A 9994-nucleotide genomic window follows, 5' to 3' on the forward strand; every position below is an offset into this window, starting at 1 on the left:
GAAGAGCAGATTCCTATGGCATCCAAAATATGGAAATGCAGGGTGCAATGGCCATCTTCACGGTAAACTTGAAAAGAATCCTGAAATTGATCTAAAAAGGAGGAATATTACCTCAAAATCAATGGATTTGAGATTCTGAAAGCCTAAATAGCCACTCATGGTCGATTAAACCTTCAATAAAACCATTAAAAAACAAATTTTCAGAAATCCTTAGAACAAAAATGACCGAGTAAGATAAATCTTGTACTCAGTCATTTCTTTAAATCTCATTAAAAAGTTGAGACTTTTTCAGTGCCCTCCATTCGTGTTGAGGCCTTTTTATTTTAACAATATTTGCTGATTATTCTTTATATTTAAAGAGAACTTTTAAAAATCAGATTACTATTAACCATAATTCATGAGAAAATTATTTCTATTATTTCTGTTGGGAACAGCTGTTTCCACAGTGAGCGCACAGACTACCGAATTTAAAATCAAACTGCCATTAAACAAAACGTTTACCCAAGTTGCAAAAGCCAAAATTGATGTGGAAGGAGGAACTGGAGGAACTATAATGGATATGAATATCAAGACAGAAATGACGGCCAGCAAATTGGAAAACAATATTTTCACCGTTGATAACGTCATAAAAGCGGTAAAAATTGATCTTGATGCAGGTATGGCGCAAGGAAGTTATGATTCTGAAAACCCTTCAGACGATGAAATTGGAACCATCTTCGCGGCACAGTTTGAACCATTACTTGGTAAAAAGATGGCAACGAAAATGACCGAAGCGGGCGCAGTGAGCAGCGAAGATGAAGGGACAACCGCTCTTAGCCCTTTTGAAAACCTAACTTCTGGATCTGTATTACCGGATAAACCAGCGGCTCCAGGATATACATGGACAACCAAGGAAACTGCAAATGAAATGACAGTAATTAGGAATGCTAAATACCTTTCCAAAACAGCAGAGGGATACAATTTTGAATTTACAGGAGATATCCAAGATGCATCAAATACCAAAATAGGTGATTATTCAGGTACCTACATATTAGATACCAACACCCATTACCCCAAAGTAATGACAATAAAAATGAAATTGAATCAAGATGGGCAGAGGATTAATTTAGATTTGAACAATATCGTACAAGGTTTATAACCTTCCCATAAAAAAAGAGGCAGATCCGTGGATCTGCCTCTTTTTTTATGTATTAAAATACTTATGCGTTAACTTCTGATTTATATTGATCAGCAGAAAGCAAGCCATCAATATCAGCAACATTGCTTAATTTAACACGGATAATCCATCCTTCACCGTAAGGATCAGAGTTAACCAATTCTGGAGATGCATCGATCGCATCGTTTACTGCCAATACTTCTGCATTAACAGGCATAAAAAGATCAGATACAGTTTTTACTGCTTCGATAGTTCCGAAAACCTCATTAGCAGCAACCTCTTCACCAACAGTATTGATATCAACGAATACGATATCGCCTAATTCGCGTTGCGCGAAGTCTGTAATACCAATAACAGCTTCATCACCTTCCACACGAATCCATTCGTGGTCTTTGGTGTACTTTAATTCTGAAGGAAAATTCATGTCGTAATTATTTGTTTTTCCTTCAAAAATAGGATTAAGAATGCATATTACAAATTTAAATGTATTTTTATCCTATGAATACCTGCATCGAAAGCCTTTACCGCATCGCCCAAAAAAAGGAACGTTTGATCATCGGATTAATGTCCGGAACTTCCCTTGATGGTCTAGATATTGCGCTTTGCCGCATCAGTGGTTCTGGCCCAAGCTCTAAAATCTCACTTGAAAAATTTGTAACTCTGGATTATCAGGATGATTTCCGGAACTGGATCAGGGAAATATTCGCGAAAAGACAGATTGATCAGCAGCTACTCTGCGGAATAAATGCTTATGTAGGCAGCACACACGCTGCTTTAATCCTTGAAGCACTAGCGTCTTGGGGCTTAGCTCCCGAAGATATAGACCTGATCGCCAGTCATGGGCAGACGGTCTTTCATGCCCCCCAATCCCTCACCAAGGACCATCGATTGCCCAATAGCACCCTACAGATAGGAGATGCGGATCATATTGCCGTTAAAACAGGTATCATCACCCTATCCGACTTCCGGCAGAAACATATTGCCGCCGGTGGCGAAGGTGCTCCCTTGGCCGCTTATGGCGATTTCCTGCTCTTCAGCGACCCTGAGGAAAACCGGATATTATTGAATATTGGAGGCATTTCCAACTTTACCTTCCTTCCAAGTATCGGTTTGGAACAAAAAGCCTATGCTACCGACCTGGGTCCTGGAAATACCATGATGAACCAGTTCATGCACCAACACTTCGGAATGGAAATGGACAAGGATGCCGAGATGGCCAGCAAAGGCAAGGTACAGCCCGAACTCCTCGATCTATTGTTGGAAGAACAGTTCTTGAGCCTGGGTTTTCCAAAAACCACCGGTCCTGAATTGTTCAATCTCGCCTACCTGGAAAAAATAACACAAAACACCGATCTGGAAAAACTTTCCAAGGAGGACATGATGGCCACCTTAAATGCCTTTGCAGCCAAGACCATGATACAGGGAATCCAAAAAGCTACTGCAGGACTGGAAAGTTTTCAGGTGTATGTAAGTGGTGGTGGACTCCATAATCCGCTGTTGATGAAACAGCTCAAAGAAGCCTTTCCTAATCAGGTTCAGTCCTTCTCCAGTTTAGGAATTGATCCCGATGCCAAGGAAGCCTGCCTATTTGCAGTGCTGGCCAATGAAACTGTAGCAGGAAATCCAGAAGATGTAGAAAACATCAAGGACTCCCCTGCGGTCTGTATGGGAAAGATCAGCCTCCCTTTATAAGTGCTGTTTGATAGGTATAACTTCTATTAGTCAGATTAAATTGCTTTATTATTGCTCAATCGCCTGATGAATAAAATCCTTAAAAGGAATCATCGAAGAATAAGTCTCAATAACCGTTTTTAAAGCCTTAGGAGACTCCATATCCTTTCTGCCAATATTCTTGTGCAAGATAAAGCTTCGGTGCTTTAAAAGGTCTATATGTGGGTTATCTGCCGCATATCCTGCAGGCGGTCGCTGCAATCTATCCTCCGCAGACATTTCCTCTGCTTTCCAGCCCCCTTTTTCCAATGCCTTAAACAATTCCTCCGCACTGTAATCGATCTCCTGACGAATGGCATCCAAATGTTGCTTTTCTGGCCTCCAATACCCTACCGCCAAAAAAGTTCCTTCCGGTTCAATATGGATATAATATTCCGGACCAGCCAATTTTCGGCCATCAATGGAAATTCCGGCTGCAAACCAAGATTTATAAGGATCCTTATTCTTCGAAAACCGAACATCCCTGTAAATCCGGAACAAGCATTTCTTTGCAGAGATATCCGTATTGATGTGGGGATCCAATTTTGAAAGCTCCACAATGATCGCCTCAATAAATGCGGTTACATTCGCTAAGGCAGCCTCATAAGCCGGTTTATTTTCCTGGAACCACTCCCTGTTGTTGTTCTCTTTCAGGTTGTTCAAGAAATCAAAAGTAGATTTTTCGATCTTCATGCTATTAAAATAAAGTCAGTATGATATAAACCAATGGTGCGGCGATCAGCAGGCCGTCAAAACGATCCAGAAAACCTCCGTGCCCAGGTAGGATCTGTCCCGAATCCTTGATGCCTAAACTTCTTTTCAGCATGGACTCCACCAGATCGCCAAGGGTACCAAAAACCCCGATGATCAAGGCCATAGCGATCCATTGGATCTGCGTTAGTCCTACAAAATAATGGTTCAGCAACAAGGAAACCAAAATTGCCAAAACCACCCCGCCGATAAAGCCTTCCCAGGTTTTATTCGGGCTGATCCGTTCAAACAATTTATGTTTTCCTAATGCTCTACCCGATAGGTAAGCACCTGTATCATTGGACCACAGCATGATCAAAAATCCCATCGGGATATTCGGATTGAACGTCGTGTCCAAAAATCCCAAACCGATAAAAAACAGAAATGGAACACAGCCATACCATAATCCCAAAACGGTATAAGCAATATCATGAAAAGGTTTTTCCCTTTTGAGGTACAGGGAAGAGATGAACAGGAGCGAAACCAAAGGAACCGCCAATAACAGGCTCAACGGCTGAAGCTGACCCAAAAAGACCCCGGAAGCCAATAACGCCAGTACTGCTGCGCAGATGGTTCCTATCCACATCAGTGGCTTGGTATCCTCCGTTCTACAGATCCCGAAGAATTCCCTTGCGGAAAATATCCCCAACAAGGAAAAAAAGGCCGCAAATACATAGGCATTGAAAATGGTTGCTGCCACTAGAACCAGCACAAAGAAGAAACCGGTAATTGCTCTAGTCTTCATTTTCCAGGTCTTCTTCGGAGAAACTATCGATCAGGGCAACAGCCTCCAATTGATGTTCCTTGTCAACAAGCAGTTCAATGTTTCCAAAAACAGGATAAGAAGAATCCTGTTTGTTCATCAATACGGCCGGAATATCATTTTCAACCAGCATCAATTTCACGATCTCTGCCTCGACCCGGTTCGTATAGGTCCGTATTTTAACCCAATTGGGATTGCTCATAGATTTTCTTTTTATGGGTAACCTGGTAAAAATAATAGCCCAAGGCCATGCTAAATACCACACTTAATATATAATAAACAGTAGAATAGGATTCCATGTTCTGTAAATCTTGAAAAGATTTTCCTTGTTTCTGATAATAGTAGGCGACCAAGGTCACGGTAAAGTTATTGATAAAATGGCCAAATATCGGCACCCAGATGTTTTTGCTCCAATAAAAGGCATAGCCAAAGATCAATCCGAGGATCATTCTTGGGAAGAAACCATAGAATTGCACATGGATGGCCGAGAAGATGATGGCGGTTAACCAGATGGCCACATGCATATTGGGAATGATCCGCCCCAGAATACCCTGCAATGCCCCTCGGAAATAATATTCCTCCACAATGGCCGGCACAATCGCCATCACCAGAATATTCAACAGTAGGCCAGGAATATTATCCACCATGACAATATTTTCGGTCAAATCAGCCATACTGTCTTCCTTGTCCCGCATCCATTCTTCTACGCCTCCAAGCGAATCCGGCAACATCATTTGCTGGTTCAAGCGGCTGATCCATTCCATGCTGGGGTTAAAGGCCAACAGAAATAAAAGGGTCAACAAAAGCAATATGATGATCTGGTTCTTTTCGGTAGGAAAATAATCAAACACCTGTTTTTCACGTTGTTGGAGCAACAATGCCGGAAACAAGAATGTGCCGAGGCTGCTCACCATCAGCGAGGTGTAAAGGAAACCCTTGGACCCCATGATGCCGCTCATATCCTGACTTTGAAGAATGGATTTAAAGTCTCCTGAAAACAGCAGATAGCCAATTACCGCCAATAATTGGGTCACAAAGGCGCAAACCAATGTAAAGATCAATAAGAGGAACAGTGATTGCCAGGCTGAGCCCTGCTTTTGGTAATCCATTAATTATTCGTGATTTCTGGTTTGTTATCTTTCCATTCCTGATAACTCTTTTCCAAGACCTCTGTAAATGCTTCTACACCCTGGGCGCCAGAAACAGCATATTTACGATCAAAGAGAAAGAATGGTACGCCGCGGATACCGATCTGTCTGGCCTCGTGCAGATCCTGCCGCACGGCCGTTGCATACCTATCCGTCTGTAAAGCTTCTTTGGTTTCTTCTGCTAATAATCCGACCTCGGTAGCCAACTGAACCAACACCTCCAGTTTCTCTATGTTCAGGCCCTCTGTAAAATGGGCTTCGAACAAACGTTCCTTCATTTCCTTGGCTTTCCCCTTGGATGCCGCAAAATGGATCAATTCGTGGGATTTAAAGGTATTTGCAGGAATATTGGTGTCAAAATTAATATGTACACGAGCCTGTTTGCCCATCTGTACCACATGATTGGTCATTTCCTTCGCTTGTTCCATACTGATCCCCTTAGAACGGCTTAAAAACCCATAGGTACTATCGCCTTCCACATGGGTATATTCCGGGTTCAATTGATAGCTCTTATATTGCACTTCAATATCCTCCTTGAATGGTAAAGCATTTAAGGCTTTATCGAATTGATGTTTCCCGATATAGCAAAAGGGACACATAATGTCTGACCAGATTTCTATTAGCATAATCAAATTTAGCAAGATTTCCCAGTATCTGGAAAAACAAAGCAATTTGGAGACAACAAAACATATGGTATGCAAAAAAAGAAGCCATATCCGAAATGAATATGGCTTCTTCTTATTTATTAATAAATATTAATTCACCCGAACCGGATCTTTTGGTTTTTTAAGTTCTTTGTATGGATAGGTTTTCATTTCCTCCAATAACAATTGAACTGTTTTTTCCAATTGCGGATCCCGACCTTCGATCAGGTCCTTCGGCGTCTGCTCGATAAAGATGTCCGGTGCTACCCCTTCATTCTCGATAATATAGTTACCTTTCAGGTCAAATACCCCGAAATTAGGTGCTGTAACACTTCCTCCATCCAACAATGGCGGGTAACCACTGATACCGACCAAGATTCCCATCGTAGTACGGCCAACCAATTTACCCAAACCTTTATGGCGGAACATATACGGCATCATATCTCCTCCAGAACCAGCATTTTCATTGATGATCATCGCCTTAGGTCCAAAAATTCCATTTCCTGGCGTCGTAAAGCTTCTTCCATCACGGATACCCCAACCGGCAATCAGATCCCTCGATAACAGGTCGATCACATAATCGGCCACGGAACCTCCTCCATTGTTACGTTCGTCCAATAATAGGGCTTTCTTATCCATTTGCGAGAAATAATACCTGTTGAAAGAAACATATCCCTCTCTACCTGTATTCGGCATATAAACATAAGCAATCTGGTTATTGCTCAGCTGGTCTACCTTCTTGCGGTTTCTTTCTACCCATTCCTGACGGCGAAGACCTACTTCGTTTCCAAAGGAGATCGGTTTTACCACCACATCCTTCGCGCCGGAAAGACTTGGTTTATCATTCACCTTCAGGTTGACCTGTTTACCTACTGTATTATCGAATAAGCTGTAGATATCGATATCTGCGGTTAGTTCCTTGCCATTTACCGCAAGGATATACATGCCTTCATGGATGTTCAATCCAGGCTCTGCCAACGGCGCTTTAAAAGAAGGGTTCCAATCCATACGGTTATAGATTTTGGAAATCTTATACCGGTTGTTCTCGATCACATAATCCGCGCCCAAAACACCCGATGAAACAGAAGGTGCAGATGGTTCATCGCCAGGATAGATGTAACTATGCCCAACAACCAACTCGCCCATCATTTCGTTCAATAGGTAGCCCAGGTCCGAACGGTGGTTTACATATGGAAGGAATTTCTCATATTTTTTCTTTACAGCTGCCCAATCCGCACCATGCATGTTCTCCACATAGAAGAAATCCTGCTGCATGTTCCAAACCTCATTGTAGATCTGTTTCCACTCCTGTTCTGGTTCCACCAATAATTTGATGTTATCCAATTTCAGTTTACCACTTTCACCCTGAGGTTTCTGACCCGCATTTACGATGTAATAACCTTGACGGCTGCTGTACAACATCTGCTTACCATCCGCAGAGATGGTAAATCCACCGGCATTCTCTACCAAGGATTTCTCTTCCAGCTTATTTAGGTCGAAGGCATAGATGTTACGATCGCGGGTATAGATCAATTGGTTCTCTACATGCCCATCAAAGCCATAGGATCCCGCAGGGATCGGTAAAGCCATGATTCTGCTGTTGATGTTGGCGAAATCAACTTTGATATCTTTGGATTTCTCGTTTTTAGCATCCGATGATTTAGGGTCTGCTCCTTTTTTATCCGCTGATTTTCCAGTAGCCTTATCGTCTTTTGCATCCTTATTCTCTTGCTCCTTCTTTTCCTCTTTCTTCGGTTCATCCGATTTTACCGTTTCTTCATCACTTTCGTTCTTGAAAATGGAAGTCGTTTCGCTGGACAAAAGGAAAGCGTAGGCATTGTATTGCGGACGACGGTCGTAAGCGGTCATGTGCAGTCCGGAATTGGTCAAACCTACATCAGTACTGCTCAGGAATACCAGGTATTTACCGTCTTTGGTAAAGATCGGAGAAGACACATTGCTCATGCCGTCTGTGATCTGTTGGGTCTGCTTGGTTTCCAAATTGTACATGTTCACTGCAGAGACACCGTTAGGCAATGTTTTCACAAAAGAAAGCCATTTGGAATCCGGCGACCAGCTTGGCTGGAACATGTTATAGGAACGTCCGGTATGGGAGCCAAGGTAATCATCTGCCACTTTAACCACCTTTTTGCTGTTGATATCTACATAGTAAAGGTTAAGATGCGAATCATTGAAGAATAACTTCTTGCTATCTGGCGACCATGTTGGTTGAAAATAGAAGTTGGTTTCTCCTAATTTGATATGGATCGGCTCGTCCACGGCCTTTTGATCACGCAATACCAATTCATATTTTCCATTCTTGTCAGAAAGGTAGGAAATCCATTTTCCATTTGGAGACCAAGCCGGAAAACGTTCATGGCTTCCTGGAGAATTGGAGATATTGCGGGCATCACCCTTATCTTTTGGTACCGAGAAGATCTCGCCCCTGGATTCGAACAACGCTCGCTGCCCGGTTGGGGAAATCTCCCAACCACGGATACTTTCATTCAGATCCGCATATCTGGAGCGTTTGTACATCGCATCCGCATTCAGACTGATGCTGATCGGTTGGTGTTTTTTACTCGCCAAATTCAGGATGTGCAGCTTTCCTGCCTGCTCGAACACCAGTTCAGCAGCATTTCCGTTCAACGTCCTGACATCATAATCAGCAAACTTCGTTAGTTTCTCCACCTGTTTGCTCTTCACGTCATAGCTGAAAATGTTTACTGTTTTATCCCTATCGGAAAGGAAATAAACCTTATCGCCCAACCAAACCGGTTTTACATCATTACATTTTTCACCTGGAACGATCTGAATATCGTTGGTTTTGGTATCAAAGATCCAGATAGAAGGCATACCACCACCGCGATAACGCTTGAAAGCTACACGGTCGCGTTCAGTAGGATCGCTGTTTTTGATGTATGCCCAATAACGACCATCTGCTGATGGTGAACCCTGGTAGGCCTCAGGCATAGGCAAAGGATAATCTACGGAAGCATTGATCTTGGATTTGTAAAGACGGCTTCCTAAGGAATAGGTAAGCTCTCTTTGGGTAGTGAAGTAAACCTCGTCATTGGAGATCCAACCCCTCAATACATCCGATGCCGGATGGCTGGTGATTCTCTTTGGTGCTCCTCCTTGTACTGAAACCACATAAACATCGGTATTACCGTCGTAGTTTCCTGTAAATGCAATTTGGTTTCCATCGGGAGAGAACATTGGGTTCTGTTCGACCGCTGGGTTTACTGTTAATCTTCTCGGGTTCTGGCCGTTTTTATCCGCTACCCATATATCACCTCCGTATACAAAGGTAATGTGCTTGTCACTTATACTTGGATTCCGTAATAATAAGGTTTCTCCAGCTTGTTGGGCCATAACTAATTGACCCGCCGAAAGTGCAAGAATGGTTAATATTGATTTTAACATATTCATGATTTGGAATGAATCCTAAAAATAGGAAAATTAGACTGTTTATTGTTATTCAGGCGGTTCTATATCTTAAATATTACCTAATTGTTAAAAACAGAAGAAGGTGTCTAAAAAGGCACCTTCTTCTGTTTTATAGCTTTCTGGAGCTCCATTATAATTTCATGAGCAATATTAGGCTGCAAGTCGATGTTTTGTACTTTTCAGCATGTTGATGGCTTGATTTATCGCAAATAGGGAGTTTTTGCCACCTGGTTTACCGATAAAAGCTTTGTCTTTCCACTTTTTTGCCCATTTTCTGAGGTTATGGGCAATGGCCATCAAACCGAATTCCACAGCGACTTTATCCAGTCCTTTCATTGTGAACCGGGTAAACCTGTTGTTGCTTTTCATCTGA

10 protein-coding genes are annotated in these 9994 nt (G+C 42.3%); 2 read left to right on the top strand and 8 right to left on the bottom strand.

Features of this window, described 5'->3' with window-relative positions:
- Positions 1 to 397: 397 nt before the first annotated feature.
- The gene (locus CRJ00_RS15545; protein WP_099367672.1) at positions 398 to 1138 is read left to right on the top strand and encodes a hypothetical protein; all 741 of its coding nucleotides are present in this window, start codon (positions 398 to 400) and stop codon (positions 1136 to 1138) included.
- A gap of 61 nt (positions 1139 to 1199) precedes the next feature.
- Here the strand turns inward: CRJ00_RS15545 and gcvH are convergent, their stop codons facing one another.
- Complete coding sequence (gene gcvH / locus CRJ00_RS15550) at positions 1200 to 1580, bottom strand: glycine cleavage system protein GcvH (RefSeq protein ID WP_099367673.1); 381 nt, start codon at positions 1578 to 1580, stop codon at positions 1200 to 1202.
- A gap of 74 nt (positions 1581 to 1654) precedes the next feature.
- Here gcvH and CRJ00_RS15555 point away from each other — a divergent pair, with 74 nt between their 5' ends.
- Positions 1655 to 2848, top strand: a complete 1194-nt coding sequence (locus CRJ00_RS15555) for an anhydro-N-acetylmuramic acid kinase (protein WP_099367674.1) — start codon at positions 1655 to 1657, stop codon at positions 2846 to 2848.
- Between the two features lie 48 nt (positions 2849 to 2896).
- Here the strand turns inward: CRJ00_RS15555 and CRJ00_RS15560 are convergent, their stop codons facing one another.
- From CRJ00_RS15560 to CRJ00_RS19395, 7 genes are all read right to left on the bottom strand, one after another.
- Positions 2897 to 3559: a DUF2461 domain-containing protein gene (locus tag CRJ00_RS15560; RefSeq protein WP_099367675.1), complete on the bottom strand. Its 663-nt coding sequence runs from the start codon at positions 3557 to 3559 to the stop codon at positions 2897 to 2899.
- A gap of 4 nt (positions 3560 to 3563) precedes the next feature.
- On the bottom strand, positions 3564 to 4361 hold the full coding sequence (locus CRJ00_RS15565; protein ID WP_099367676.1) for a phosphatidate cytidylyltransferase: 798 nt from the start codon (positions 4359 to 4361) through the stop codon (positions 3564 to 3566).
- Complete coding sequence (locus CRJ00_RS15570; protein WP_099367677.1) at positions 4351 to 4581, bottom strand: putative signal transducing protein; 231 nt, start codon at positions 4579 to 4581, stop codon at positions 4351 to 4353. The genes CRJ00_RS15565 and CRJ00_RS15570 overlap by 11 nt, the downstream gene beginning before the upstream one ends.
- Positions 4559 to 5488, bottom strand: a complete 930-nt coding sequence (locus tag CRJ00_RS15575) for a CPBP family intramembrane glutamic endopeptidase (RefSeq protein WP_099367678.1) — start codon at positions 5486 to 5488, stop codon at positions 4559 to 4561. Before CRJ00_RS15575 ends, CRJ00_RS15570 begins: the two co-directional genes overlap by 23 nt.
- A complete protein-coding gene (locus tag CRJ00_RS15580) occupies positions 5488 to 6153 on the bottom strand; it encodes a DsbA family oxidoreductase (RefSeq protein ID WP_099367679.1) in 666 nt (221 codons plus the stop codon). Before CRJ00_RS15580 ends, CRJ00_RS15575 begins: the two co-directional genes overlap by 1 nt.
- A 129-nt stretch (positions 6154 to 6282) precedes the next feature.
- On the bottom strand, positions 6283 to 9597 hold the full coding sequence (locus tag CRJ00_RS15585; RefSeq protein WP_099367680.1) for a S41 family peptidase: 3315 nt from the start codon (positions 9595 to 9597) through the stop codon (positions 6283 to 6285).
- A 174-nt stretch (positions 9598 to 9771) separates the two neighbouring features.
- Positions 9772 to 9994 (bottom strand): transposase (locus CRJ00_RS19395; protein WP_218962196.1); only part of this gene is annotated, 223 nt, incomplete at its 5' end.

The organism is Sphingobacterium sp. 1.A.4, assembly GCF_002734245.1.
GTDB lineage: Bacteria > Bacteroidota > Bacteroidia > Sphingobacteriales > Sphingobacteriaceae > Sphingobacterium > Sphingobacterium tenebrionis.

Bases quoted from the DNA above. Each gene is read 5' to 3' on its own strand.
- CRJ00_RS15545 (WP_099367672.1), top strand. From the start codon at position 398: ATGAGAAAATTATTTCTATTATTTCTGTTGGGAACAGCTGTTTCCACA.
- gcvH (WP_099367673.1), bottom strand. From the start codon at position 1,580: ATGAATTTTCCTTCAGAATTAAAGTACACCAAAGACCACGAATGGATT.
- CRJ00_RS15555 (WP_099367674.1), top strand. From the start codon at position 1,655: ATGAATACCTGCATCGAAAGCCTTTACCGCATCGCCCAAAAAAAGGAA.
- CRJ00_RS15560 (WP_099367675.1), bottom strand. From the start codon at position 3,559: ATGAAGATCGAAAAATCTACTTTTGATTTCTTGAACAACCTGAAAGAG.
- CRJ00_RS15565 (WP_099367676.1), bottom strand. From the start codon at position 4,361: ATGAAGACTAGAGCAATTACCGGTTTCTTCTTTGTGCTGGTTCTAGTG.
- CRJ00_RS15570 (WP_099367677.1), bottom strand. From the start codon at position 4,581: ATGAGCAATCCCAATTGGGTTAAAATACGGACCTATACGAACCGGGTC.
- CRJ00_RS15575 (WP_099367678.1), bottom strand. From the start codon at position 5,488: ATGGATTACCAAAAGCAGGGCTCAGCCTGGCAATCACTGTTCCTCTTA.
- CRJ00_RS15580 (WP_099367679.1), bottom strand. From the start codon at position 6,153: ATGCTAATAGAAATCTGGTCAGACATTATGTGTCCCTTTTGCTATATC.
- CRJ00_RS15585 (WP_099367680.1), bottom strand. From the start codon at position 9,597: ATGTTAAAATCAATATTAACCATTCTTGCACTTTCGGCGGGTCAATTA.